This is a genomic window from Companilactobacillus sp. y65-5, from assembly GCF_057541095.1.
This window is the reverse complement of sequence record NZ_BAAJOA010000006.1, coordinates 18,057-45,019: the sequence shown is the minus strand read 5'-3', so window position 1 is coordinate 45,019 and position 26,963 is coordinate 18,057. Positions and strand designations below refer to the sequence as shown.

21 protein-coding genes are annotated in these 26,963 nt (G+C 42.0%); 18 read left to right on the top strand and 3 right to left on the bottom strand.

The features are described from left to right. Nucleotides 1-14 precede the first annotated feature (14 nt). The 4 genes from AC27FM_RS10320 to AC27FM_RS10305 all read left to right on the top strand — a co-directional run bounded on the left by AC27FM_RS10320 (nucleotide 15) and on the right by AC27FM_RS10305 (nucleotide 5,003). Nucleotides 15-1,001 (top strand): choloylglycine hydrolase family protein, encoded by a 987-nt coding sequence (locus AC27FM_RS10320; RefSeq protein ID WP_487088023.1) that lies wholly within the window; start codon nucleotides 15-17, stop codon nucleotides 999-1,001. A 145-nt stretch (nucleotides 1,002-1,146) separates the two neighbouring features. Beyond that, complete coding sequence (locus AC27FM_RS10315; protein ID WP_487088021.1) at nucleotides 1,147-1,872, top strand: GntR family transcriptional regulator; 726 nt, start codon at nucleotides 1,147-1,149, stop codon at nucleotides 1,870-1,872. A gap of 104 nt (nucleotides 1,873-1,976) precedes the next feature. Further along, entirely contained in the window at nucleotides 1,977-4,331 is a 2,355-nt protein-coding gene (locus AC27FM_RS10310) for a phosphoketolase family protein (protein ID WP_487088019.1), read from the top strand. A 483-nt stretch (nucleotides 4,332-4,814) separates the two neighbouring features. After that, on the top strand, nucleotides 4,815-5,003 hold the full coding sequence (locus tag AC27FM_RS10305) for a hypothetical protein (protein WP_487088017.1): 189 nt from the start codon (nucleotides 4,815-4,817) through the stop codon (nucleotides 5,001-5,003). Between the two features lie 119 nt (nucleotides 5,004-5,122). Here the strand turns inward: AC27FM_RS10305 and AC27FM_RS10300 are convergent, their stop codons facing one another. Continuing rightward, nucleotides 5,123-8,800, bottom strand: coding sequence for an LPXTG cell wall anchor domain-containing protein (locus tag AC27FM_RS10300; protein WP_487088015.1), 3,678 nt, complete (start codon nucleotides 8,798-8,800; stop codon nucleotides 5,123-5,125). Between the two features lie 451 nt (nucleotides 8,801-9,251). Further along, nucleotides 9,252-10,052 carry a tyrosine-protein phosphatase gene (locus AC27FM_RS10295; protein ID WP_487088014.1) on the bottom strand — a complete coding sequence of 267 codons (801 nt, stop codon included), beginning with the start codon at nucleotides 10,050-10,052 and terminating at the stop codon, nucleotides 9,252-9,254. 64 nt (nucleotides 10,053-10,116) lie between these two features. Between AC27FM_RS10295 and AC27FM_RS10290 the strand changes: the two genes are divergently transcribed. From AC27FM_RS10290 to AC27FM_RS10235, 12 genes are all read left to right on the top strand, one after another. Continuing rightward, nucleotides 10,117-11,241, top strand: a complete 1,125-nt coding sequence (locus AC27FM_RS10290) for a glycerate kinase (RefSeq protein ID WP_487088012.1) — start codon at nucleotides 10,117-10,119, stop codon at nucleotides 11,239-11,241. Between the two features lie 133 nt (nucleotides 11,242-11,374). Beyond that, a complete protein-coding gene (locus AC27FM_RS10285) occupies nucleotides 11,375-11,845 on the top strand; it encodes a universal stress protein (protein WP_487088010.1) in 471 nt (156 codons plus the stop codon). Nucleotides 11,846-11,938: 93 nt separating this feature from the next. Beyond that, nucleotides 11,939-12,484: a DNA-3-methyladenine glycosylase I gene (locus AC27FM_RS10280; protein ID WP_487088008.1), complete on the top strand. Its 546-nt coding sequence runs from the start codon at nucleotides 11,939-11,941 to the stop codon at nucleotides 12,482-12,484. A 39-nt stretch (nucleotides 12,485-12,523) separates the two neighbouring features. Continuing rightward, nucleotides 12,524-13,012: a hypothetical protein gene (locus AC27FM_RS10275; RefSeq protein WP_487088006.1), complete on the top strand. Its 489-nt coding sequence runs from the start codon at nucleotides 12,524-12,526 to the stop codon at nucleotides 13,010-13,012. Further along, nucleotides 13,012-13,836, top strand: a complete 825-nt coding sequence (locus tag AC27FM_RS10270) for an ATP-binding cassette domain-containing protein (RefSeq protein WP_487088004.1) — start codon at nucleotides 13,012-13,014, stop codon at nucleotides 13,834-13,836. The genes AC27FM_RS10275 and AC27FM_RS10270 overlap by 1 nt, the downstream gene beginning before the upstream one ends. Then, on the top strand, nucleotides 13,826-14,500 hold the full coding sequence (locus AC27FM_RS10265; RefSeq protein WP_487088002.1) for a hypothetical protein: 675 nt from the start codon (nucleotides 13,826-13,828) through the stop codon (nucleotides 14,498-14,500). Before AC27FM_RS10270 ends, AC27FM_RS10265 begins: the two co-directional genes overlap by 11 nt. A gap of 17 nt (nucleotides 14,501-14,517) precedes the next feature. Next, nucleotides 14,518-15,042 carry a GNAT family N-acetyltransferase gene (locus tag AC27FM_RS10260; RefSeq protein ID WP_487088001.1) on the top strand — a complete coding sequence of 175 codons (525 nt, stop codon included), beginning with the start codon at nucleotides 14,518-14,520 and terminating at the stop codon, nucleotides 15,040-15,042. 168 nt (nucleotides 15,043-15,210) lie between these two features. Next, on the top strand, nucleotides 15,211-16,380 hold the full coding sequence (locus AC27FM_RS10255; RefSeq protein ID WP_487088000.1) for a metallophosphoesterase family protein: 1,170 nt from the start codon (nucleotides 15,211-15,213) through the stop codon (nucleotides 16,378-16,380). Between the two features lie 12 nt (nucleotides 16,381-16,392). Beyond that, nucleotides 16,393-18,282 (top strand): asparagine synthase (glutamine-hydrolyzing), encoded by a 1,890-nt coding sequence (asnB, locus tag AC27FM_RS10250; protein WP_487087998.1) that lies wholly within the window; start codon nucleotides 16,393-16,395, stop codon nucleotides 18,280-18,282. Nucleotides 18,283-18,600: 318 nt separating this feature from the next. After that, complete coding sequence (locus tag AC27FM_RS10245; protein WP_487088258.1) at nucleotides 18,601-19,827, top strand: carboxylate--amine ligase; 1,227 nt, start codon at nucleotides 18,601-18,603, stop codon at nucleotides 19,825-19,827. Nucleotides 19,828-19,844: 17 nt separating this feature from the next. Beyond that, on the top strand, nucleotides 19,845-20,309 hold the full coding sequence (locus tag AC27FM_RS10240) for a universal stress protein (RefSeq protein ID WP_487087996.1): 465 nt from the start codon (nucleotides 19,845-19,847) through the stop codon (nucleotides 20,307-20,309). A 130-nt stretch (nucleotides 20,310-20,439) separates the two neighbouring features. Then, nucleotides 20,440-22,383: a M13 family metallopeptidase gene (locus AC27FM_RS10235; protein ID WP_487087994.1), complete on the top strand. Its 1,944-nt coding sequence runs from the start codon at nucleotides 20,440-20,442 to the stop codon at nucleotides 22,381-22,383. 56 nt (nucleotides 22,384-22,439) lie between these two features. On the opposite strand, the gene AC27FM_RS10230 is transcribed toward AC27FM_RS10235, so the two are convergent. Then, nucleotides 22,440-24,638: an L-type lectin family protein gene (locus AC27FM_RS10230; RefSeq protein WP_487087992.1), complete on the bottom strand. Its 2,199-nt coding sequence runs from the start codon at nucleotides 24,636-24,638 to the stop codon at nucleotides 22,440-22,442. A gap of 239 nt (nucleotides 24,639-24,877) precedes the next feature. Here AC27FM_RS10230 and AC27FM_RS10225 point away from each other — a divergent pair, with 239 nt between their 5' ends. Both AC27FM_RS10225 and AC27FM_RS10220 read left to right on the top strand, forming a co-directional pair. After that, nucleotides 24,878-26,128, top strand: a complete 1,251-nt coding sequence (locus AC27FM_RS10225; protein WP_487087990.1) for an MFS transporter — start codon at nucleotides 24,878-24,880, stop codon at nucleotides 26,126-26,128. 125 nt (nucleotides 26,129-26,253) lie between these two features. Then, nucleotides 26,254-26,955 (top strand): ABC transporter ATP-binding protein, encoded by a 702-nt coding sequence (locus AC27FM_RS10220; RefSeq protein WP_487087988.1) that lies wholly within the window; start codon nucleotides 26,254-26,256, stop codon nucleotides 26,953-26,955. Nucleotides 26,956-26,963: the final 8 nt, after the last annotated feature.

Genomic DNA, 26,963 nt, shown 5'->3' with positions numbered 1-26,963 from the left:
GGGAAGCAGAACAGATGTGTACAGGTATTAGTTATGAAGCATTAGATGGAACAAAATTTTTGGCAAGAACAATGGACTTCGCCTTTGAGTTGAATGGACAACCTACATTTTTACCTCGACAATATGCTTGGGTCTCGTCATTTGATGACCAAACATATCACAATGATTATGCCATTATCGGCACCGGTGCCAAATATGGTAAGAACTACATGGTAGCGGATGGATTCAATGAATACGGCCTGTCGTGTGAGGAATTATACTTTGCGCATGCGGCCGTCTACGATCAAGAACCGACTGCAGGAGCCATTAATCTAGTTGCAGAGGAATTCATCCTCTGGATATTAGGAAACAACAAGTCGATCGCAGAATTACGGGATAACCTTCAACGAGTTCATATCATTGATTCTGACAGAGGGGTCATGGGATCCAATCAACCGCTCCACTGGATCATCAGTGACACTACCGGCGAGACCTACATCATCGAGCCAGAAGGTGACGGACTGATCCTAGAAAAGAACGATATCGGTGTCATGACGAATACACCTGACTTCGACTGGCACAAGACTAATCTAGCCAATTACCTCGGTGCCCAGACTAATAACTTCGGTGCCATGAAGTTTGGTGACGAGGAGATAAAACCCTTAGGCCAGAATGGTACGTTTAGATTGCCGGGTGGCTATACGGCTGTCGACAGATTCGTCAGAACTGCCTTCAATCGGACTTATACTGAGAAGCCCCAAGATGGTATCGAAGCTATCAATACTATCTTGCACATCCTAGACAGTGTCGTAGTACCTAAGGGCGTCAACGTCAAGCCCAATGGACCGAGCTATACACAGTATCAAGCTATCTTTGATTTGACAAATAAGGCTATGTATTTTGTACCATATTCAAATCGTACTGTCTTCAAAATATCAATGACAGATGAGTTGTTACAAGATCAGACTGAACCTAAGGAATTCGACTTGCCAATGGCTCAGAATACAGTGGGTTTGAATTAATGTTTTTTATGAGAGCAACCGCGTGGCTGCTCTTTTTTGATATCCAAAAATATTTTGGAGTGGGTTTTTGATCGGAAATGAGATATAATCATCACGAAAGATAACAACCATATAAAAAATTGGTACGACCCAAAAAGGAGAAAACATGGCAGATTTAATTTATCAAAGAGTAATCGATTCTTTGAAGCAAGAGATCGATACCGGCAAGTTCCCCGACATGCGCTTACCAGATGAACGATCACTCGCCGAGAATTACCAAGTTAGTCGCAGTTCTATCAAGCGAGCTTTGAGCAACATGTCCGAACAAGGCATCATCTTCAAGAAGCGTGGCTCAGGTACCTTCGTCAACCCGCTCTATCTCAAACAGGATTCATACTTCAATTACAGTGGCAAAAACTTAGGTATCACTGATAGTTTCAAGGCCAATGGTCAAAAACCCGGCATCAAAGTCTTGAGCTTCGACGTGATCAGACCAGACGAAGAACTGCGTGACAATCTCTTCTTGAACAAGGGTGAATTCGTCTATTCCTTCAAGCGCCTGCGCTTATTAGATGAAGTGCCGTTCATGATCGAGACGGGGTATATCCCGATCAAACTCGCCCCAGAGCTATCAGAGCAGATCGCTTCCGAATCAGTCTTCAATTACGTTGAATCGGAATTGGGTAAAGAAGTTAACAAGACTTACTTGACCATCTCAGCTAAGCCTTCAGATGAAGAAGGCCAAGCACTACTGAAACTAAAAGAGAACGAACCCGTCGGCTTAATGGAAGGAATCTTCTTCTTGAACGACGGTACTCCCTTTGAATTTTCAACGATGAAGCTACATTACAAGTACTTTAAGTATGATTCATTCGTCGATTTAGATCGTTAGGATTACTTTCTCAAAAATTGGACCGACCCAATTAATTAAATGGTTGACTTTGGGTGATAAAGCGGTTATGATATGTTTGTAAATAAATAAGGAGTGTGCTGGTAATGACAGATTACTCATCAAAAGAATATTTAAATTTAGTTGATAAATATTGGCGTGCAGCAAACTATGTTTCTGTTGGTCAATTATACTTAAAAGACAACCCATTATTAAAACGTGAACTTAAAGCTGAAGACGTTAAGGTTCACCCAATCGGACATTGGGGAACTATTGCAGGTCAAAACTTTATTTATGCTCATTTGAACCGTGCCATCAATAAGTACGGCGTAAACATGTTCTACATCGAAGGACCAGGACATGGTGGGCAAGTTATGGTTTCTAACTCATACCTTGACGGTAGTTACACAGAGATCTACCCAGAAATCACACAAGACGAAAAGGGTATGCAAAAACTATTCAAACAATTCTCATTCCCAGGTGGTGTCGCATCTCATGCCGCTCCTGAAACACCCGGATCAATGCATGAAGGTGGAGAACTTGGCTACTCGATCTCACACGGTGTTGGTGCTATCTTAGATAACCCAGACCAAATCGCCGCAGTTGTTGTAGGTGATGGTGAAGCTGAGACAGGTCCTCTAGCAACATCATGGTTCTCAAATGTATTCATCAACCCAGTAAATGACGGTGCTGTATTACCTATCTTGAACCTTAACGGCTTCAAGATCTCTAATCCAACTATCCTTTCACGTAAGACTGATGAAGAATTAACACAATACTTCCAAGGACTTGGATGGGATCCAATGTTCGTTGAAGGTGACGATCCTGAGAAGATGCACCCAGCAATGGCTAAGGTCATGGATGAAGCAATCGAGAAGATCGAAAACATCCAAACAGAAGCTAGAAAACACCCAGCTTCAGAAGCTAAAATGCCACATTGGCCAGTGATCATCTTCCGTGCTCCTAAAGGCTGGACTGGTCCTAAGACTTGGGATGGCGAACCTATCGAAGGCTCATTCAGAGCTCACCAAATTCCAATTCCTGTTGACCAAAACGACATGCAACATGCCGAAGCACTAGTTGACTGGTTGAAGTCATACAAGCCAGAGGAACTATTCAACGATGATGCTACATTAAAAGATGACATCAAAGAAGTTATCCCTGCCGCTGACAAGCGCATGGCTATGAACCCAATCGTTAACGGTGGTGTTGATCCTCAAGCACTTAAATTGCCAGACTACAAGAACTACGCTTTGAAGTTTGACAAACCGGGCGAGAAGACAGCTCAAGATATGATCGAATTAGGTAAGTATCTCGAAGCAGTCATCAAAGAAAACCCTGTTAACTTCAGACTCTTCGGACCTGACGAAACAATGTCAAACCGTTTGAACCACATCTTTGAAGCATCACCACGTCAATGGATGGAAAATGTCAAAGAACCAAACGATCAATTCGAAGCACCAGTTGGTCGTGTGATCGATTCACAACTTTCAGAACATCAAGCTGAAGGCTTCCTAGAAGGCTATGCACTAACAGGTCGTCACGGTATCTTCGCTAGTTACGAATCATTCTTGAGAGTTGTCGACTCAATGTTGACACAACACTTCAAGTGGTTGAGAAAAGCTAACGAATTGTCATGGAGAAAGAAGTACCCATCACTCAACGTTATTGCTACATCAACAGCTTTCCAACAAGATCACAATGGCTACACTCACCAAGACCCAGGTATCATCACTCACTTGGCTGAAAAGAAACCAGAGTACATCCGTGAATACTTCCCAGCTGACACAAACTCATTGCTTGCTGTCATGCCTAAGATCTTGGATGACCAAGAGAAGATCAACTTACTAGTTACTTCAAAACACCCACGTCCTCAATTCTATACAATTGAAGAAGGTCAAGAATTAGCTGATAAGGGTCTCAAAGTCATCGACTGGGCTTCAAACGATAACGGCGATCCAGATATCGTTTTCGCTGCTGCCGGTACAGAGCCTAACCTAGAAGCATTAGCTGCCATCAGCATCTTGCGTAAGGAAATGCCAGAACTTAAGATCAGATTCGTCAACGTCGTTGACCTATTGAAGTTGAGATCACCAGAAGTTGACCCTCGTGGTTTGTCTGATGAAGAATTCAACGACATCTTTACTACTGACAAGCCAGTCTTGTTTGCATTCCACGGCTTCGAAGGTCTCATCAAGGATATCTTCTTCGACCGTGACAACCACAATCTATTCGTTCATGGTTACCGTGAAAATGGTGATATCACAACACCATTCGACATGCGTGTCGTAAACGAATTGGACCGTTTCCACTTGGCTGAAGAAGCTGCCGTTGCCGTTGAAGGTGACAAGGCTAATGACTTCGCCGATAAGATGGAAGCCGAAGTGGACAAGCACAACAAGTACATCCGTAAGTACGGTACAGACTTACCAGAAGTTGAAGCTTGGAAATGGGACATTTAGTTAATCAATAATATTACTTACAATTTGTTTCAATAAAATCAGCAATAAAGGAAAGCAACCCCTAGAGCTTTCTTCAGGAGCACTCAACCAATTTGGTTGGGTGCTCTTTTACATTAAAAAAATACCATTGTTCAAAGCTCGCAGACAGTTGTATAGCCTATAACGACTGTTATAGCGTGTTTTATAAATAAGTGAAAAAATAATTCTATAAGTTTTAATCTAAGAAAAGTTAATAATAGGCTGATGATAATTTGAAGCATTTTGAAAAACCTACTCGCCCTTACATTCATTTCTTAATTCTGTCTAAGATAGGCAGACTCATTATTAGAAAAAAGTAAACGTTTGCAAAATCCCCCCAAATGGGCGAATCAGATGCTTGTAAATCCCTCTAGGACATGGTAGTTTAGCAGATGGAGAGAGCTATCAGAATGTAAACGGAAAACTGAAAGTTCCCAATTCAAATCAACTAAGGGGTGGATTATTATGACAATGCAAATCGTACGTCAATTAACAAAAATCTCAATTATGGCTGTGGTAATAGTATTACTAATGTTACTATTCGTGTTGGAGTATCGATATTCCATGCCCGCAGTTGCAGTTACTGCTGTGATCCTTGCAGTATACTTAGAGAATGTTTTCACAAAGAAACATGATGTAAAATTCCTAGTTTAAAGGATCGTGTGGAACGATTAGTAGGAGACTTGAACTTCAAGTCTTCTATTTTTTTACGCAAAAAAACTGGTATCAGTTTTCACCAATACCAGTCATAATCAGAATCATTTCAGATTTACTTATTTAGTTTCTTGTTTGCGATAACCCGCTCCAAAGATGGCTGCCAATGCAAGCAGTGCCGCACCGAGTGATTGTAAGATACCACGATTTTGACTTTCGCCCGTCTGTGGTAGAGTATTCAGTGTTTTTGCTTGGCTAACCTGTGAATTGACCACGATACTATAACCGTGTTTTTGGCTAGTATAGATCGTCTCCATAGTATCTCCAGACGGTGCTGTGTCAGTATCGTTATCGTGAACTACGTTATCATCAGGATCGTCAGGTGTGTTCGGATCGTTGGGGTCACTTGGGTTATTTGGGTCACCATTACCGTCAGGATCTTCACCATCGGGATCAGTCGGTGTCTCTGGATTCGTTGGGTCCGTTGGATCGGTCGGATCTTCAGGATCGGTCGGTGTCTCTGGGTCAGTCGGATCTTTTGGATCCGTCGTCGTACTACCGCCACCACTGGGGTTCGTTGGTTTCGTCACATGGTTCAAAGTAAGGATTGGCGCTTGACTGATATCCAACTTAGAAAGATCTGTATTAGCCCTCTGGCCGCTAAGATAAGTCAACGTCGCCGGGTTAGCCAAACTATTGACTTTAGGTTCTGCAGTCAATGTGCCCTCGGCAGTTAACGCCAAGGCCGTATTCACTGCCGTTAAATCGGCAATACTTTCGGCGGTTGGCATCGTAATGGCCGAAATCGTACTTGTTTGGCCCTCTTCATCGGTCTCTGTCTTCGTTATACCATCCGGTTCAGCCACATAATAGAAATAAAAGCTAGGATTCGTACGGAGATTCAGCGTACTACCCAAAAAATTATTGAAAAATTCGGTGATTGGATCTAGGGTCGTAAACGTATAATAACCATCAGGTTGTTTCGGGTTAGTGGCATCAGTATCTGTCCCCGGAACAAAATAACCCGCCAAATGATAAGTCTTATCATTGTCCACAAAGGTCGGCAGTAAGTTTTGCCTAAAAACACCCATCCAGCGTTCTTTATCGGCCTCAGATAGCATGTAAATTGGATTGCCCTGTGCATCCTCACCTTTTATTAACTTCGCTTTTCTGATCGTGCCTAGATCATCAGTGTCAAAATTCTCCATACCACTGTTAAAGTTAACTAAACCGTCTGCCAGATCATCCTCATTAAAAGGCTGACCGGCAATGCTCTCTAAGCTCGACCCGCCGATCATATAAATTCCTTGCGGAGCAAATATCTCACCTAACGCAACGACCTTTGATGGCGTACCATCCGTTGACAGTTGGGTCCCATTGCTCAAGCTAGTCTGGGCCTTTTCATTTGCTTCTGCATCAGGGGCATTAGCTGTAATGGTTTCCATCAGAGTTTTATAAGCCTCTTTGAAGTTGCTCATAGAATCTTGAAAGTCACTGATGTTTTTAGTAACGTCTGCGACTTTTGTGTAAGTTGACGCTACTAAGCGATCCTTTTCGGTGACAGTATCATTATAAGCTGTAATAGTTGCCAAATAGTTGTTCACCAACGTCTCATAATTCGCACCCGCATCTTTATAAGCAGCACCGGTTGCCAAGAATTGACCACCGACGGCCGCCAATTGCTTGGCTAATAAATTCCAAGCTCCGGTTTCAGCACCGGCATCCGAAGTCGCCTGCCAAACCGCTTGCGTATTATTGATCCCCGTCACATAACCATTGATTTCATTGACCTTTTGTTGTAAAGCGCGTTCGGCATTTTTCACAGCGACTAAAGCTTCAGCGCTAGCCATCGTCTTGTTGTTAGCGGTGAATTGCGTTTGCAAACTGGCATTGAAGGCTGTCAAATCTGGCAAAACGCCATCCGTAGCTTTTTTATCAATTTTGTTAGCGTCTAACGCAGCCTGATAAGCGTCTAAGGCGGCTTGGTACTTATCTTGGCTCGTTTGTAAGTCCGCTGTAGAACCACTTAATGCCGTTTGGGCGTTGGTAACGCTTTGGCCTAAAGTCCCCAAATCCGGTAAATCCGGCATGGTGATACCTTCAGTTGCCTTATTTTTCACTGCGGCTAAATACGCCGTATAAGTCTCATTCCAAGCATCGACTGTCGTCTGTAAAACTGCCAGTTTGTCATTCAACTCTTTGGCTGTGCTGGCCAAATCGCTAGTATCTTTTGGATCGGAAGTATCGGCAGTATCGGCAGCAATGGCAGCGTCATAGGCTTTTTGAGCGGTGATCGTTGCAGTAGAGGCATCTTGTACCGCTTGTTTGGCCGCTTCGATTTCTTTCGCATCTGCGGCGGTGATATCTGACAAATCAATATCTTGTAACGTCTTCAAAGCCGCATTGTAATTTTTGACCGCCGCTTGCCAAGCTGTCAAATCCGCAGTCACCTGGTCGGCTTTACTGGTCGTCTCATCGTAGGCATCGTTAGCTGCGGTATAAGTTTCTTTAGTGTTCAAATAGTTTTTCAAATCTTTAAAGGCTTGGTCGCTAGGATTTTTAGTGTCCTCCGTGCCGTTTGTCTCGTTAGTCTCGATGGTCGGAATATCATCAGTATCCGTTGTCAATTTATCGTTATAAGCGGTCACTGCCGCATTGTAAGCCGTCAAAGCCGTATCATAGGCGGACTTCAAATCGGTCAAGTTAGCGACGGTTGTGTCAGCAGCACCGATAGCGGTATTCAAAGCCTCAGCGGCTGTCTGTAACTCAGTCTGGGCTGTGTTCACCGCAGTGGCATCGTCATACTTAGTGAGGTCGTTTTGAAGACTAGCTATTTGCTTTGCAACTTCGTCTTGGTAATCTTTAGCTAACTTATCATAGTCGCCAATGGTGTTGCCCGTTTTGTCGCCGCCTTGTGTCACTTGGTCGACCGCGTTAGGTTTGCTGGTGATCAAAGCGTCAATGGCTTTTTGATAAGCGGCTACCGTAGCATCCGTGGTTTCTACAGAACCACTGAACGTCTCAGAACTTGTCTGAAATTTCGTCAAAGCAGCTTGTAACGTTTTTTGCCAGCCTTCAGTAGTCTTCAAGTCAGGATCGTTGAGCAGTTTTTGCAAATCAGCCAAATCTTGATTGGCTGTATTCGCTGCAGCATTGGCCGCGTCGGTCTGGTCTTTAGCTGTATTATAAGTCTCGTCCAAATCTCCTGCCGGCTCGGTATCGGTCGTAGTTGCTGGTGTATCTAAAGCAGTCGTTGATAAGGCGGTTGGAGTCGCTTTTTCAGTTACCTCTATACCGTCAGTTGTGACTGGATTCTTGTCAGTGTTCTCTATGTCGTTAGTATTATCAGTTGCTCCTACAGTAGCAGCCTTATTACCATCAGTGTTACCGGTATTATCAGTTGCTCCTACAGTAGCAGCCTTATTACCATCAGTGTTACCGGTATTATCAGTTACTCCTACAGTAGCATCCTTATTACCATCAGTATTACCAGTATTATCAGTTGCCCCTACAGTAGCATCCTTATTACTAGCAGTTTCCGGTTCACTGTTCGTTACAGATGAGACGGGCTTCGTCTCAGTCGTAGTTTTAGAACTGTCGGCAGTCTTGGTGTCTGTGTTTTGAGTAGACGATACTGTGTTATCCGTCTCTGCTGCCTGTACGTTGTTGAGTGTGAAAGTCAGCCCCATACTCAGAGCAGCGATGTTGGCACAGACTAGCCACTTACCATCTTTGTAACTCTTAGTTGGTTGATCATAGTGCGTTGGTACCGGAATTTTTTTCACTTGCTTTTTCAAAATATCCACCCCCGAGAAATAATTTCATGTTTATTAAATCTAGTAAATGCAAATCCATCAAAACAATTATATAAATACATTAAAATATATTTAATATATGTTAAATATACCACGAATGGGGTTATAAAAGTATCCATAGCGACTGTGAAAATTGACTATTTACAGTGTACAGAGACCCAAAATTAAAACTTATGAGAAAACAAAAAAAATCCGTTGGATGAGTACATCCAGCGGATTTTTTTTTACGGTGACCCTATATCAGGGGGGAAGGAGGGTCACTAAGTTGTAATTGTGAGAATTAATATCTATTTTATATGAAGATTATTATATAGGGAGGGTTATAAGTTAAGGTGTTATTCGTTTTCCTTTAGCTTATGGTTATATAATAACTAGTAAATGTGAAGAAAGTATGACCCAATTGTTACAGAAAGAAGAAGCTTTGGGATGAAACTTAAATCAAATAGATTTTTTTCAAATCCTTGATATCATTGTCACTAACTTTTAACTCATCTTTGATATAATTATTTATACTTCCTGATGATTTTTTTATAGCTTTTTCAGCAGTTTCTAAGTAATTGATGTTGACGGTCATGAGGTCTCTGATCGTTTCTACCAGTGAAGGCTCGTGTTCGAGGACTTCACTCAACAAGTGGTCAGTGTATGGCTTGCTGGCCTTGTTAGTCAATAAATAATCATCTTTGATGGTCGTCATCGGTACGCCTAGGGCAGACATCAAGAAGAAGGCGCCCATACCTGTACGGTCTTTACCGGCACTACAATGAAACAAGAGAACTTCGTTATCGGTCTCGTTGGTCAACAACTCACCGAAGAAGTTTTGATATGCTTTCTTAGCCTGCTCGCCATTGATCATATCAAGGTAGGCTTCGAGCATGTGATTGTAACCGTCGATCGGTACGTAGTCTAGCTCAGGGATCGACGTCTCTTGGATTCTAGATGCTTCCGTTTCGTCTTCCTTGAAGACGGGAAGTGAAAGATACTTGGTTCCTGTGGGGATGCGATCGGGTTTCTTGTCAGCTTCGTCTTTCGAACGGAAGTCGATATCAGTCTTCAATCCGTAATCACCGAGGTAATCCACATCCTTATCAGTGAGATCACCTAAACCAGCTGAGCGCAAGACTTTGTGATACTTGATGATCTGACCATCCATAGTCTTATATCCACCGAGTTCACGAAAATTACGACCTTTCTCAAGATCCAAAATACGATGTGATTGCTTTGTAGCTTTGTCCATAGTCATACCTCTCTATATCTAGATAAATGTTTCTAGTTTATTATAACAAAAAGGAAGAATATCCATGAAATTTATCATCGCTCCGGGGAAATATTCTGACCATATTAGCTCTCGAAAGATTGGTCAGGCTATATATAGCGGTATTTCGCGTGCTTTGCCGAATGCAGAGATAATTACTATGCCAGTTACGGATAGTCGTGACGGCATGCCAGCGTTAGTCAAGCATACGATAGGCGGTCAGTGGGCGGAGTTACCATTCTTCGATGCCTTCTGGCACAATAAGTTAGGTCGGTATTTGATCACCAAGATCGATGGGCAAGATACGGCTATTATGGATTCTGAACAGATCGTCGGTTGGGAATTGGCAGTCGGCAAGACACGTGATGAGTTGTTCCATGCGACTAGTCACGGCTTGGGGGAATTCATTCTCGATGCCATCTCCAGTGGTCACAAGAATATCGTGATCTGTCTAGGTAAGACGGCGGTAGCTGACGGCGGTCTAGGAGCCTTACAAGCTCTAGGAGCGAAGATCTATGACGAACAAGGTCAGATCATACCTGAGGGGGAGAACCCCCTTATCAGTGGTCATACGATCGACTTGGATGGTATCGAGCAGATCCTACCATTTAGAACGAGGATCACAGTCTTGTTGAATTACTCTAGTGGCTATGAGATGCAGAGCAATATCGAATATTTGAACGAGGCCCAAAAAAGTTTTTTAGAAGATAATTTGGTTTATGTTACCGAAAAGGTCAATGAGAAGTATAATTTAGACATACATCCGATGCCTAATTCTGACGCCATCAAGACGTTGGCGGGTGCTTTCGCCATGATCGGTGCCCACATCTTTCGATCGTCATTCGAGTGGGTCGCCAATGTCACGGGGATGGACCAAACGATCCAGTCGGCTGATGTCCTAGTTACGGCTACGGATGACATCTCGGCGGCATCGATGCATGATGAATTACTGTATCACCTGAGTAAGATCGCGGGTAACAATCGGATACCCACATTTGTATTGTGTAATAATTTTATTGATAATTTTGAGGATTACGAGCAGTTGTTTACAGGTATATTTTCAGCTCAAATGTCAGAGTATAGTGTCAATAAATTCGATGAAAAGACGATTTTTGACAATTATGAGGCGGTCGCCAATCAATTAGCACGCACATTAATGTCCTTTCACTGATATAATGTAGTTAAGCAATACAAAAGATTGAATAATCTATATTAATGCATTAATCTTACATTAAGAAGTTTTCAATAAAGACATTGAAAATAACCGAGATGCCAAGCTGCAGCTCGTTTAGGAGGATTACATTATGGAACAAGACTACAAGAAGATTTTAGTACCCGTAGATGGATCAAAGGAAGCCGAAATGGCATTCCGCAAGGCTGTGATAGTTGCCAAGATGAATGGTGGTCACCTAGATGTTCTGACCGTCCTAGATACTAAGCAATTCATCGGATTGCACGGTGGCATGTTGAATGGGGATGTAATTTACCAACTATCAGAGGATGCTCAAAAATATCTTAATGAACTAAAAGATGATGCTGTAAAGGATGGCTTCGAAGCAGACGAGATCGATATCCACGTTCGTTTCGGTGAACCAAAGACGGTCATCTCAGATGAGTTCGTTGAAGAATACAAGAATGACTTGATCATGATCGGTTCAACTGGTATGAATGCTGTTACTCGTCTATTAGTCGGTTCAGTTTCAGAATATGTTACTCGTAATGCTAGAACGGATGTTATCATCGTTCGTACAGATACAGAGAATGACAAACTATAAAAAATATCATGAGGAGCGAGGAAGAGCGCTGGGAATGAATCTAAACTTCATTTCTGTGCTTTCCCACGCTCTTTTTTATGTGGAGGAAAAACGATGAGATGTCCATGGGCAGATAGTTCAGAAGCAATGCAAAGTTATCATGACAATGAGTGGTGCAAGGTCAGCCACGACGAGAGATATTTCTTCGAGATGTTGACCTTGGAATTATCACAGGCGGGCCTGTCTTGGTCGACCGTTATCAAGCGACGCCAAGGCTATCGGGAGGCCTTTTTGGACTTCGATGTGGATCAAGTCGCTCAGTTCGATGACGCTAAGAAGTCAGAGTTACTGCAAGATCCAGGGATTATCCGCAATAAGCTGAAGGTCAGTGCGACGATCAATAATGCCCGCTTGATCAAGCAAATGCACGACCAAAATGAAAATTTTTCGGATTATATTTGGAAATTTGTTGATAATAAGCCAATAATTAATCATTATAGTGACATGGAACAAATGCCAGCTCAAACAAAATTATCTGAAACCATCAGTAAGGACTTGAAGAAACGTGGTTTTCGTTTTGTTGGTCCAACGATTGTTTATTCATTTTTGCAAGCCGTTGGGGTAATTAATGATCATTTAGATAGCTGTGACTTCAAATAGAAATGTTTTTCAGTATAATAGAATCAATGGAGGAAAATTATGGATTCTGAGACTATTAGTAAATTAGCCGAGTGGCTAGATAAAAACGACAAGGACATCGAAAAGAAAAACGAAAAGTTCGATGCCGCAAAGGTATACGAGATAATCGATTCTTTGGAAGTGTTGAGAAAACCGATTAAAGAATACTTCGATATGACAGAGGATGATTATTACCAAAACGAATCTGATCATAGGCTGACGTTACAAAATCCAACTCATAAGTTGAGTGAATTACAAGACCGTGTGCAAGTGAACCACGTGGATGGCTCACTGTCAGAGCACCAGATCAACTTCACTTACAATCATGAAGATCCATATTCTGATGGTGAATATAAGGCCAAGACGGACTTGAATTTAGTAACCTACTCATTTGTAGTTATCGGTGCTGTTTATAACAATACAATTGTCGCTGATGTTAGGAACTCAATCTCCAAGGATGCAATCTTATCGATCGGATTAGCAGCTCATGCAATCGAGGACTGGCAATAGTGGAATTAATAACAGTTAAAGATTTATCTTTACAAAACGAAGGTTACTTTGCATTCAAGCATGTAACCTTTTCTTTGTCTCAAAATGAGATCATCAGTGTAGTTGGTGACAGCGGCAGCGGCAAGACACAATTGTTATCAGCACTAGCTAAGCTCAAAAAAGCCGACAGTGGTAAGCTAACCTTCACACCGGGAGTTCGGATCGGCTATCTACCTCAATTCGACCCACAGATCATCAATCAAACTGTCGGGCTGTATCTGGATGAGATCCGGCAATTGAGTGGCAAATTAGCTGTTTCTAGAGAGCAACTCAAGGGATTGATCGCCTTCATGGGGATGAGTCCGTATTTGGATCGGCAAGTTCGTCAGTTATCGTTTGGCTTGAGACAGCGGGTAGACTTTTTGGCTGCCGTTTCAGGACACCCCAACGTCTTATTGCTCGATGAGCCATTTTCGTTCCAAAACAACAAGTACAAGTCCAACATGCTAGAGATAATCCAAGACTTAGCCGACAACGGTTCAGGAGTGATCATTGCTAGCTCGACACAGGACGGCAGCATGACGAGTTATTTTGATAATAATTATATTATGAAGAATAAGTCCATGGAATTAGTCAAGGACAAGGATACGGAGATCAAGTGTATGCTGATATTCACGGTCAAGTCCAATTCGATGGCTCTGACGACTGACATCAGTCATTATCTGGCAGCTAATGTCAGTAGTTTAGTTGAATTAAAGGTTCCCTTAGGGATGAAAGATGCTTTCATCAAGGAAATGATAGATTTGAATTATCAATTTGAGGGGGCAAGAATCCTTGAAGGCTAAAATTTTGATGAATAATTTTATGAACTCGGTGTTACAAAATTTCTTGTACCCGACGCTCTTATTGTCATTCTTGGCATTTGAATTGACGATGAACTCGTTATTATCATTGAAGACGGACGAGAAGTTTGGTTTTTTGATCGTCGGTATTTTTTTGATGTTGTTATTGACGAGTATGAATTTTTTGAAGAACGATACACAATACAACCAGTACTTCGTGCAGAAGATCAGCAATTACTGGCTGTACTTTTTGATGCAAGTTTTAACGCTATTTTTGATCACGATATTCAGCGCGATCGTTGTCTTTTTATTCAGCTTTATGATCAGTCCCAACATCCTAGTCGACCTAGTTGCCATAATGTCATTAGCTACAACTGGCTTTGTAGGTGTGGGAATTGCCTTTTTGTGTAAATCACAGTGGAATAATCACCCATACGTGGGACAAATGGGTATAATAATACTTGTATACGTGGCACTAGCTGGTAGTAGCATCGATCTATTGCACTACATTAGTTGGTTTTTGCCACCAGTTTCTCAGATGATTACGATTTTCCAAGAACAGTCTTCGATTACGGCTCTGATCCCAGTTGCCATACAACAGTTTGTATACGCCTGTGTTTTGATTGTTTTGAGTGGAACTTTTCATGAGAAAAAATTATCCAATTAGATCAAGGGGGTAGTTTAATGACTAACATTTATTTGCGGCAAGCACATCTGGATGATTACGACCAAGTCGTTGCTATAATCAATGGCACGAAGAAGGCCTTATTCGACCGCGGGGTCGATCAGTGGCAGGCGGGTTATCCTGATGATGAGATTTTGAAGCGTGACATTGAAGAAGGCATCAACTATGTCTTAGTCACAGACGGAAAAGTCGTGGGTACGGCGGCCTTACAACAAGGCTATGACCGTGACTATCAAAATATCGATAAAGGTAACTGGAGTGAAGATTCAGGTGTGACTTACTCGATCATCCATCGGATCGCCGTTGAATCTGGTCACCAGACGAAGATGCTGTACACCGCCTTGTTACAACAGTTGTTGACGATCTCTTATTACCTCGGCTACCGTGACGTGAGGATCGACACCCATCCTGATAACTTGGTCATGCAACACGTCATCACTGAATGCGGATTCATAGAAAAAGGAAATATCACTATGGACGTAGATGACGGGACACGTAAGGCCTATCAAATTTTACTTGTGTAGGAAAACATTGCATTACAGTATGATACTGTGTGAAAATAGAGTTTCGTAGGCGATTATTTCCCAACAATCGTTTGCGTACATTTTGAAAAGCCATCGTATTTAGATGACTTTTTTACTATTTTTTCATAAAAATAATGATAGTATTGAGATATTGGGAGAACAGAAAAATTGAATATTAAAAATTTTGTTAAAAAAGTTTTAAATCCAAAGCCTTCGGAAATGATTTCAACACGAACTGATGGTTTCTTACATAGGCTCAAACCGAGACGCTTCGTTAAAGATTATATTACGGGTGTTTATGATAATAACGTTAGACCGAATGTGTCTAACAAAACGGTGACTCTTTCTGTTCTGACTGATACTCACGCCAAGGCGATCGCTAGCGCTTCTTACTATGGAATTAATGGTATACGTCATATAATAGAGGCTAACAGCGCTAGTGATGATTTGAAGATCGATTTGAATCTTCATCTCGGTGACTTAATTGACGGAAGTGATAAGCCAGAAGTTAGTCGCGGGTTATTAAAATTCGCTGTTGAAAATTATCAAAAGAGTGCCAGTCCTTTTTATATAGCTGAAGGGAATCACGATGAGAACGACAAGTACGACGAGCATCGTTTCGTCAACATGGCGTCCTTCAATCGTGACGACTACGATAGTTTGGTCACAAAATACAACTTTGAACAAGATGATATTTTGCGATTGAACGCAGTTTCAAAAGTCGGCTGGTATGACAAGGGCAATGTGCGCCTTATTTTTATAGATACTAGTGACATACCTTATATATTAACTAATGGTTCGAAGAAGTATGACTTCAAAAAAGTTAGAGGCATCAGAGAACAGCAGTTAGAAGATCTAGTCACTGTTTTAGAGAACACTGTCGACAAGCATGTCGTAGTTTTTGGACATGCAAATATCATAAGTCCTAGTGGTCGCAGTGCATTGAATTTCAATGGAGATTTGGTACAACAAATATTCGTAAGTTTCAATAATAAAGGTCGTGGGCAGATCAAAAATGAACTTACTGGTGACTTTGGAGTAGACGTGCGGTATGATTTTTCATCGACGGGTATTTCCAAGATCTCCAATTATATTTGTGGGCACATGCATTACGAAAAGTACTATAAAGTTTCGGAAATTAATCATATAATATTAAATTGTTCGGCTTTGATGGGGAAAAAGCACGGATTAACTACGGATTATAACAAGAAGTGGGATAGACGATACAATGAGATCTCTGAATTAGCTGGATATTTCATCAATATCGATCCCGACAAATTACGGTTGCAGATTTTTGGTTATGGCGCAGCAACAAGATATGTAAGTTTTGAGATATAAGGGAGAATTATTATGTGTGGAATTGTCGGATTTGTAGACAAGAATATTGCTGACAAGAAGCCAGTGATCGAATCAATGATGGAAACCATCAAACATCGTGGACCTAACAGTTCTGGAGAGTTGGTAGACGGTAATACTGCATTAGGTTTTCGCCGTTTGAGTATCATCGATATCAAAAGTGGTATGCAACCTATATACAATGAAGATCGTAGCAAGGCTATCATCTTCAATGGTGAAATCTACAATTATCAAGATGTTAGAACAGACTTACTAGAGGCTGGACACGTGTTCAGTACCGATACTGATACCGAAGTTTTGTTACACGGATTCGAAGAATGGGGCATTGTTGACTTGCTCAAAAGAATTCGTGGCATGTTTGCCTTCGTGATCTATGATTTAGAGACCGGTGATATTACTGGAGCCAGAGACTTTTTCGGTATTAAACCGCTGTATTATTATAATCGCCAAGGTACGTTTATTTTTGGTTCAGAAATCAAGTCATTTTTAGAACAACCTAACTTCAAAAAAGAACTAAACAAGGCGGCTTTGAAGCCTTATTTAACTTTCCAATACTCAGCTCTTAACGAGACTTTCTTTAAGAATGTCTTCCGGATTCCTGAAGGACATTATTTCACATTTAAGAAGGGCAAGTTGAGCATCAAGAAGTACTGGGACATGTCGTTCAAAGAGAACCAATTGAGCTTTGAAGATACTGTCCATAAGATCGACCAGTCACTACGTGATTCAGTCAAAGAACATGCGATCAGTGATGTTCCTGTCGGTTCATTGCTATCAAGTGGTGTTGATTCTAGTTATGTTACGGCTATTTTGAAGCCAGAACATACTTATTCGATCGACTTTGATACTAGTACGTATGAAGAAGGTAGTGCCGCTAAGGAACTAGCCGATCAATTAGGCTTGAAGAATACACGTGGTGTCGTGACTAAGGACGAGGCTATCAAGGCCATGCCGTTGATCCAATACTACATGGACGAACCTGATTCCAATCCGTCATGCGTGCCATTATACTTCTTGACCAAATTAGCCAGCAAAGATGTTACTGTTATCCTTTCAGGTGAAGGTGCTGATGAATTATTCGCCGGCTATGCTAACTATGGTTATCATTCTCACTCTAAGGCGATACGTGTTTTTGCCGAGGACTTGAAGAAGCTACCTAAGTCTGCACGTTACAAGTTAGCTCATGGCTTGAAGAAGATGCCAAACTTCCCCGGTCGTCTACACTTGTACGAATCAACCGCTAAGGCTGAAGAGTTTTTTATTGGGCAAGCTAAGATCTTCTCAGAAAAAGAAGCGGCTGATATCGTCAAGCCTGACTATGAGAAGTCCCGTACTGTCAAGGACATCGTCATGAGAAGTTACAGTAAGGTGGCTGACTACGATGATGAAGTTAAGAAGATGCAATATCTCGATCTTCATCAATTCATGTCAAACGACATCTTACTGAAGGCCGACCGCATGAGTATGGCTAATTCGATGGAACTACGTGTGCCATTCCTCGATAAGGAAGTAGCAGAAGTAGCCGCAGGTATTCCTACGAAGTATCTGCTCAACAGCAAGGACAGCAAGTATGCACTCCGTGTGGCTGCTGAACGCGCTCTACCAGCTGCTTGGGCTAAGCGTGAGAAGTTAGGCTTCCCTGTACCGATCCGTGACTGGATCCGCACGGAGGACGTCTATCATCAATTCCACGAACTATTCAGTGAAGATTACGTCAGTGAATTCTTCGACCAAAACAAGATCATCGACATCTTGGATGGTTTTTACAAGGGTGAAAATGACGATCGTCGTAAGATCTGGACGATCTATACTTTCTTGATCTGGTATAAGGTCTTCTTCATCGAAGGCGGTAAGAAGCCTGCTGTGGAACCACAAGTAAAATAAATAAGTCAAGACAATTCTGTCTTGGCTTTTTGTTTTCACCGCTATAACGCTTAAAAAATGCCGTCGATGTGTTATAAATAATTGTTAGCTTGCGAAATTGTTTGATTTTAACAACGCTTAAAAAAGCTCTTAAAACGGTATTTTTGTAGGTCTATTGAGCTAATTCTGATAATGGTATCGTTGTATATTTTGTAATATGGTATAATTTTGTTTGAAATGTGTGTATTTATAAAATTATGAATTAAATAAAGTAAGAGGTTGATCCCTATCGAAACTGAATCAGGAAAAAAATTCACACCTGTATTATTAGGTAGTGACATGAATGTATATGGTATGGCGCGTGCATTCCATGAACTTTATGGTGGTGTAGTTGATGCTTATGCCGAAGCACAACTGGCACCAACTCGCTATACTAAAATTATAAATTTGACTATTAATCCTGGATTTGCTGAAGATCCTGTCTTTATCGAAAAGATGCGTGAGATTTCTAAGAAGTATGCTGATCATCAAGAACCTGTTATTTTGATCGGTTGCGGAGATGGATACGCTGAACTTATCAGTAAACACAAGGAAGAGCTCTCTAAGACGTTTATTTGTCCATACGTTGATTATGACCTATTGAAGACGTTAAACAACAAGGAGAGCTTCTATAAGGTCGCTGACGAACATGAACTTCCACATCCATTGACGAAGATCATCACTAAAGCAGCTTATGAAGACGAAGATAAGGCGGGGCTAGAAGTTCCGTTTGATTTTCCTGTGGCTTTGAAGCCTGCTAACAGTGTTGAGTGGCTGGACATTCACTTTGAAGGTAGAAAAAAAGCTTTCACTATTCATTCAAATGAAGAATATCTGGATATCGTCGGTAAAATCTATGACAACGGCTATAAGTCTGACTTGATCTTGCAAGACTTCATCCCCGGTGACGATTCCAACATGCGTGTGTTGAATGCCTATGTTGACCAAGAACATCACGTTAAGATGATGTGTCTAGGCCATCCGATCTTGGAAGACCCAACTCCTCAATCAATCGGTAACTATGTGGCAATCGTGCCCGAATTCAATCAAGACGTCTATGACTTAGTCCAAAAATTCCTTGAAGACATCGAATTTACAGGCTATGCCAATTTTGATATGAAGTATGATGCTCGCGATGATACTTTCAAGTTCTTCGAGATCAACTTACGTCAAGGTAGAAGTAGCTTCTTTGTAACATTGAATGGCTATAACCTTGCTAAATACGTAGTTGAAGATTATATTGAAGGTAGTCTAGAAAATGAACCTACTGTTTATGCTAATAAGAATAAAGCCCAACACAAGTTGTGGTTGGGTATTCCTGTTAAGGTCTTCAGAAAGTACGCTGCTGACAATGATGCCAGCAAATACGCTGAAGAACTGATCAAGCAAGACCGCATCGGTACTACTGTTTTCTATGACAAAGACAAGTCCTTTAAACGCTGGTTGTTAATGAACTACATGTTCCATAACTACGTTAAGCGCTTTGACAATTACTTCCAAGCTAATAAGGGTCGTGACTTCAAATAATAGGAGGTTTTGATTAGATGGATGAATTAAAAGAGTATAAGGTAAAGAAGATCGAGTATTCTCGAATTTTGATTTGTGTTGATTCAGATGATTTCATATCATCGAAGAATGCCTTTAACTATGCCTGTTCTTTAGCAAAACATTATGACGCAGAACTAGGCATCGCCTCAGTCTTGGAGACTGGTGACTTGAACATCTTCCAATCACTAGACCCAGAAGTTCTCAAGGAACGTCGTAATGAGATCAAGCAATTACTCGAAACATATGGTCAAAAGGCCAAGACTTATGGTGTTGAAAAGGTACACTTGATGGTCACTGAAGGTAATCCCGGAACAACGATCGTGGATGAAGTGATCCCTAGCTTCAAGCCAGACTTAGTTATCGTTGGAGTTGAAGAGAAGAATCGGACACGTAATACGATCGGTTCTCAAGCTTCAAAGATCGTCAATAACTCCAGAGTATCAGTAAGTGTTATCAGATAGAGAGATAAATCACGTTAGAAGGTCTAGGAAAAATCCTAGGCTTTTTTATTATTGTACTGGTTTATAATTTTTTTAATGAAAAACAAAGAGTGATATAGTAGTAATTAAAATCTCAGATGGTGGTGTATGTATGTTTACTAGTAAAATTATAGGCGGCGCTGGTGATATGATCGATGCCAAACCTGCTGATTATCAAGAAAACCTGTACCTAGCGGTCAATGGTGCTTGGCAAGAAAAAGCCGAGATTCCAGCTGATAAGCCTCGTACAGGTGGGTTCATGGACTTGGATGAGGGTGTCGAGAAGACTCTGATGAAGGAATTCCACGAATTCGCCAACGATGAGGATAAGGTCGATGATGACTTGATGCTCCAAGCCATAAAACTATATCGCTTGGCTAACAATGTCGATCATCTGAATAAATTCCATCATCAACCGATCTTGAAGGATATCCAAAAGATCAATGACATTACGAGTCTACAAGAGTTCAGTGACAAATTGGCAGAATTATCCAAGGCTGGCTATCCACTACCGATCGATATTTCGATCGATGCTGATATGAAAGATACATCTAAGAATGTAGTCTATATCGGCGGCGCCAGCTTGATCCTACCTGACAAGACTTACTATGAAGAGGACAACCAGTCTGGTAAGCTCTTGTTACAAAAATTCGCTGAAGTCGCAACGAAGTTATTGTCGATGATCGGTTATAACTTGGACGATGCTAAGGCGATCGTTGACAAGGCTCTGGCCTTTGATAAGTTATTGGTGCCTATCGTCAAAGGTTCAGAAGAGTGGGCTGACTATACTAAGATCTACAATCCGATGCCATTCTCTGAATATGTGACCAAGTCAGAGTTCTTGGACTTGAAGTCGCAAGTGACAGAACAGATCCATGACACTCCAGACAAGGTCATCATTACCGAGCCTCGTTACTTGGATAATCTCGATCAGATCGTCAATCAAGATAGTTTTGAAAACATCAAGGCTTGGATGATGGTTAACTTCTTAACTGGCAATGCCTCAAACTTGGATGAGGAATTCCGTCAAGTTATCGGCGAATACAACTTGGCCTTGAGTGGTGCTAAGGAATTACAAAATCGGACGAAGTTTGCCTATCACAAGGCGGCTGGCTTCTTCAGTCAAGTAGTCGGTACCTATTATGGTAAGAAGTACTTCGGTGAAGATGCTAAGGATGATGTCCGTGGCATGATCAAGAAGATGATCGCAATCTACGAGCAACGTATCAGTGCCAACACTTGGTTGAGTGAAGACACTAAGAAAAAGGCGATCGTTAAGTTGGATAAGATCGAAGTCAAAGTCGGTTATCCAGATAAGATCGATGATATTTACAGTAAGATCAGTATCAACGAAAATGACTCGTTGTACGATAATATCCGTAGTATCAGACAGATCTTCATTCAAGATTCACTCGACAAGTACCACAGACCAGTCGATCGGACTAAGTGGTTGATGCCCGGACATATGGTCAATGCTTGTTACGATCCATCACGTAACGACATCACTTTCCCAGCAGCTATCTTGCAAGCTCCATTTTATAGTTTGGAGCAAACGAGTAGCGAGAACTTCGGTGGTATCGGTGCGGTCATCGCTCATGAGATCTCACACGCCTTCGATAACAATGGTGCTCAATTCGACGAGTTCGGTAACATGAACAATTGGTGGACCGATGAGGATTACGCTAAGTTTACGGACTTGACGCAAAAGATGATCGATCAATTCGACGGCATCCCATATGCTGGCGGCAAGGTCAACGGTAAGTTAGTCGTTAGTGAGAATGTCGCTGATGTCGGAGGTCTTCGCTGTGCCTTAGAAGCTGCTAAGACTGAAGCTGACTACGACGTGAAGAAGTTCTTCATTAATTGGTCACGAGTATGGCGCTTGAAGGCAACTAAGGAATTCAACGAGTTGCTCCTATCGACCGACGTTCACGCACCCGGTCCACTCCGTGCCAACGTTCAAGCACAAAATATGGACGAGTTCTACGATGCCTTCGATGTAAGTAAGGACGACGGCATGTGGCTCGATGAAGACAAACGTGTCAATATTTGGTAATTAGATATCCAAAAGAGAAACTGAATTTTTCAGTTTCTCTTTTTTTGTTGTGAAGATCACGACAAACTATCGACGATATCCCAGGTGATCTGGCCACTGTATTTGCCCGAAGCATTAGTATTAGTCGTCTTCAACAAGATACCAGTACTGTTATTCCAAGCGTTGGTAATATCAGTCGTCTGCGAAGTATCGCTGTTTTTTTGACCGGAAGCGATCGTAACTGAACGTCCAGTGATCGAATGGGCCTTCCCATCTGGCGAGACAAAGACGATGTCACCGTTGAACTCCACGCCATCAGATGATAATTTGTCTGCGCTGGCTTGCAGATGCCAAGTGGCACCTGATAGACGATTGTCGATCACCTGCACGTCCCAATTGGGGTTGCGTTCGATGATCTGACTAGGATAGATGCCGAAGCTAGTCTTGAAGGAGACGTCATTGTTCGTCTTGATCTCCAAGATGCCATGGACGTTGATGGTGTAAATGATCGCATTGGAATGATTGCCATCAGCGTCACTGACGAAGACTGTCATCGTGTTAACTCCCTCATGTAGATGCGGGTCGGTAGTGGAGTTGCTGTTAGGGATGTGAATCTTGTAGATACCAGCATCTTGGCTGTTATTTGCGACTGATTCAGTTGTGAAGCCGGTATTGTTGAAGTCAGTGTGCAAAGTTAGCGCCTGATTGTCGATCGCTAAACCGCTCTTGTATTGAATAGTTCCTGACAGATCGGCATCTTCGTTATTTTTGAGTTCCAAGACACTGTTGATATTGGATTTGATACTCAGTTCCTTAGGGACTTTGACGGTGAAGGCGTCTGTCGTGGCATGAACGATCAAGTCTTCACTCTCAAATAGTGAAGTGGATTTGGCGACTTGGATCTCAGAACTGCTCTCCTGTACTCTTCCATCAAAGACGATGGTAGCGGTCGGATTGTCCTTAGTCAGGTCTTCTGATAGTTTTTGTTGGACTTGATAGTTAGATAGTCCAGAGAGATCAAAAGTCTCACTAGAGCCATTAGCGTAGGTGATCAGTCCTTTAGTATAGTCGATGTGACTGGGCAGATTCATGCTAGCGGTGATGCGGGACCAATCTTCCTTACCACTGGAATAGTGCAGATTGTAGACGACCTTTAAGTCGTCATGACCATTGACAGTACTGCCGGCAGTGATGACCTTGTCTTGGGTGATGTCGATGATTTTGGCTTCAGCCTCGCCTTCGATCAGTGAGGGGATGGACTCGAAGATGACGATGTTGTTTTCGGATTGTTTACCAGTCGAACCAGTGAAGCCCCAGCGGAGTTTGGGGTAGTTATTGTTGAACTGGAAGATGTCGGTATTGATCGGAGCGGTCGTTTCTTGGATGAAGTCCTCGGTCGGGCTACCGTCCAGATTGCGGTCATTGTACTTGTAGGTGATACGCCTGTCAACAGGATTCCAACTGACTGAGACGTGATGCCAAGTTCCATCGCTCAAATACGCCTCCTGCCCAAAGCTCTTTGAAATATCCAACACTCCCAAGTGATTGAGCACCCGACCAGTCCCATAAGTTGAAGCTGATCCTGGGTAGTTGTAAGCAATGTGGTTCTTACTGCCAATCAAATAAGACAGCGACGAATCGAACTTACTGTTTTGGGCTTCAGGCGTATTAGCGTATTCGTTGTTAAAGAAAGTATCGAACTCTAAGGCCCAACTGTTTTGGATGGCGTTTTTGGCAGAAATATTTGAGTTGGAATTGGCAGCTCCCCAGACGCCGAGAGTTTGACCACCGATCGGGCCACTGTCATTTTGGGCATAGGCGCCGATACCGCGACTGTCGTTTTGGAGGACGAAGGCCATTCCGTCACCGGCGTATTCTTTGCGATTCCCAAAATAAAGCCACATCGACATGGTTTGTTTGTAATTGAGATCGATGTAGTTGTTGTTGTCGATATTAGACCAGACTGAGCCAAAAGTCGTCGCGCTAGTCGTGGCACTGTCAGTTGAAATAACGATCGGGACACTACCGTTGCTTGCGTTAGCGAAATAAGCCCCGTTAGAGGAGTTATTGATCCGTCCTAATAAGAAGAGCTCCTTAGTGGTAGTGAGACCTTCGGGCATAGGCTTTTTGAAGACGTCACTGATAGTCTCGCCACGAGGGGTGGGATTGTTAGTGCTGTGAAAGGCCTTGACGGTGGTAGGCGAGATGATGAATAAAATACATAATGTTATAACGTATATTAGTAGAAAATTGCTTGATTTATTGGTAACTTTCATAATAATTATCCTTCTCAGTTGTTTCCTTGATAAAATTATTATAAAATAATCCAAAAATCTAATCATTATTTTTGCATATTTTTATTTTTTTAATAGATTGATTAAAAATAAAATGAAAATCTTATTAAATATAAATATTATTTGATATTTTTTATCAATTTTAAATATAATTCCTTGACTTGTGAACGTTATCATGTGATAATTCTAATTCTGTGAAATTCACTTAAGGGAGGGATTTTATGTCAGAAAATACTTTTGCGATTCCGAATTGGCGTCGCAATATATACTTATTCTTGTTCGGGCAGTTCATGTCGGGAATCACTAGTATGGTAGTGCAGTACGCCATCATCTGGTACTTGACCAAGGAGACTGGTTCGGCGACTATTTTGAGTTTTGCGACCTTATTGGGGATGTTACCGATGGTCTTGTTGAGTCCGTTTGTCGGTCCATTCGTCGATCGAACTAACAAGAAGTTCTTGTTGATCGTACCCGATATCATCGCCGCTATTTTGGCGATCATCTTAGCGGTCGTCGGAATCGTCAACAAGGATTTTCCATTGTGGTTGATCTTCGTATCACTACTGATGCGCTCGATCGCACAGACATTTCAGATGCCGACGATCCAGTCGATCATGCCAACGATGGTGCCCAAGAATCAAATCACCAAGATGAATGGGCAATTGGGGATGGTCCAATCGGCTAATATGATCATTGCACCTGCCTTGGGAGCCTTCTTGTTCTCAATCGTACCGATCGCCTACTTAATTCTATTAGATGTCTTAGGTGCCATCATCGGTGTAGCGATCATCGTCTTTGTAATAATTCCTGAGAACCCTGTTTATGATGAGAGAGTACACGTGTTGACTGATGTAAAATTCGGCTTGAATCAATTACGCTCCAATCGTGGTCTCTGGTATATCACCTTGATGGGGACGGTCTTCACGCTATTATTCATGCCTGCAGTTAGTATGTATCCACTGATGACGATGTCGTACTTCCACGGGACAGTAGCGCAAGCTGGTATCATCGAAGTCGTGTATTCTGTCGGGATGTTGGCGGGTGGAGCTATTATTGGCTTCCTCGGAAACTGGTCGGATCGGATGAAGCCGATCCTCAATTCCATGTGGATCATGGGTATCGCTTACGTACTCAGCGGGATCTTGCCGGGTAATCAGACCGGATTCTTGTGGTTTGCGGTTTTGAATGCCATCTCCGGTTTGGCAACACCATTTTTCAATACCTTATTGATGGCGATGATCCAACAGAGTTACCCACCTGAAAACCTCGGTCGAGTTTTAGGTATCTTGAACTCATTGATGAGTATCTCCGGTCCAGTCGGACTAGTCTTTGCTGGTCCATTGGCAGATAAGATCGGCGTGCATAGCTTGTTTATCATCGCTGGGGTCGGAACTTTGTTGTGTGGACTATTCACAATTTTGATGCCAGTAACTCGAAAATACGATCAAGAATTACAAAAGAAAATGTCGTAAAATATTACGGCATTTTTTTGTTCCAAAATTATTTTTCTAAAAAATGCTATAATTATTACGATAATTTAAAAATTTAAGAGGCTATGACTTTTGTCTGGCCTTTTTTTATAGATGAAGGTGACTTAATGGCATATATCGAAGTTAGACATGAGTTCAAACGTTATCAGATGGGAGAGACGCAGATCATCGCTAATAATGATCTGTCATTTGATATTGAACGAGGCAAGTTGACTGTGATCCTTGGTCCTAGTGGGGCGGGTAAATCAACAGTCTTGAATATTTTAGGGGGGATGGATACTCCGAGTGACGGTCAGGTGATCATTGACGGAACCGATATCGCTCGTTTTTCAGAACGACAATTGACCGAGTATCGCCGTAACGACGTTGGTTTTGTGTTTCAATTTTATAATTTGATCCCTAATCTAACGACCAAGGAAAATGTCGAATTAGCTTCGGCTATCGTCGATGACGCCTTAGATGCCACACAGATACTGAATCAAGTGGGATTGAGCGACCGTATCGATAATTTCCCATCGCAACTATCTGGTGGGGAGCAACAAAGAGTCGCTATCGCCCGTGCTCTGGCAAAGAATCCTAAGTTGTTATTGTGTGATGAACCTACTGGTGCCCTAGATTATGAGACGGGTAAGCAAGTCTTGACCTTGTTACAAAATGCTAGTCACATGAACAATAAGACTGTCGTCGTCATCACGCACAATTCCGCTCTAGCAGCAATGGCTGATCGAATCATTCGGATCAACGATGCACGAGTTCGCTCGATCGAAGACAACCTCAATCCTATGCCTGTACAATATATCGAATGGTAGGTGAAGAT

What these genes read in the sequence shown, in the direction of transcription:
- AC27FM_RS10320 (WP_487088023.1), top strand. Translation starts at nt 15, where the DNA reads ATGTGTACAGGTATTAGTTATGAAGCATTAGATGGAACAAAATTTTTG.
- AC27FM_RS10315 (WP_487088021.1), top strand. Translation starts at nt 1,147, where the DNA reads ATGGCAGATTTAATTTATCAAAGAGTAATCGATTCTTTGAAGCAAGAG.
- AC27FM_RS10310 (WP_487088019.1), top strand. Translation starts at nt 1,977, where the DNA reads ATGACAGATTACTCATCAAAAGAATATTTAAATTTAGTTGATAAATAT.
- AC27FM_RS10305 (WP_487088017.1), top strand. Translation starts at nt 4,815, where the DNA reads ATGACAATGCAAATCGTACGTCAATTAACAAAAATCTCAATTATGGCT.
- AC27FM_RS10295 (WP_487088014.1), bottom strand. Translation starts at nt 10,052, where the DNA reads ATGGACAAAGCTACAAAGCAATCACATCGTATTTTGGATCTTGAGAAA.
- AC27FM_RS10290 (WP_487088012.1), top strand. Translation starts at nt 10,117, where the DNA reads ATGAAATTTATCATCGCTCCGGGGAAATATTCTGACCATATTAGCTCT.
- AC27FM_RS10285 (WP_487088010.1), top strand. Translation starts at nt 11,375, where the DNA reads ATGGAACAAGACTACAAGAAGATTTTAGTACCCGTAGATGGATCAAAG.
- AC27FM_RS10280 (WP_487088008.1), top strand. Translation starts at nt 11,939, where the DNA reads ATGAGATGTCCATGGGCAGATAGTTCAGAAGCAATGCAAAGTTATCAT.
- AC27FM_RS10275 (WP_487088006.1), top strand. Translation starts at nt 12,524, where the DNA reads ATGGATTCTGAGACTATTAGTAAATTAGCCGAGTGGCTAGATAAAAAC.
- AC27FM_RS10260 (WP_487088001.1), top strand. Translation starts at nt 14,518, where the DNA reads ATGACTAACATTTATTTGCGGCAAGCACATCTGGATGATTACGACCAA.
- asnB (WP_487087998.1), top strand. Translation starts at nt 16,393, where the DNA reads ATGTGTGGAATTGTCGGATTTGTAGACAAGAATATTGCTGACAAGAAG.
- AC27FM_RS10245 (WP_487088258.1), top strand. Translation starts at nt 18,601, where the DNA reads ATGAATGTATATGGTATGGCGCGTGCATTCCATGAACTTTATGGTGGT.
- AC27FM_RS10240 (WP_487087996.1), top strand. Translation starts at nt 19,845, where the DNA reads ATGGATGAATTAAAAGAGTATAAGGTAAAGAAGATCGAGTATTCTCGA.
- AC27FM_RS10235 (WP_487087994.1), top strand. Translation starts at nt 20,440, where the DNA reads ATGTTTACTAGTAAAATTATAGGCGGCGCTGGTGATATGATCGATGCC.
- AC27FM_RS10230 (WP_487087992.1), bottom strand. Translation starts at nt 24,638, where the DNA reads ATGAAAGTTACCAATAAATCAAGCAATTTTCTACTAATATACGTTATA.
- AC27FM_RS10225 (WP_487087990.1), top strand. Translation starts at nt 24,878, where the DNA reads ATGTCAGAAAATACTTTTGCGATTCCGAATTGGCGTCGCAATATATAC.
- AC27FM_RS10220 (WP_487087988.1), top strand. Translation starts at nt 26,254, where the DNA reads ATGGCATATATCGAAGTTAGACATGAGTTCAAACGTTATCAGATGGGA.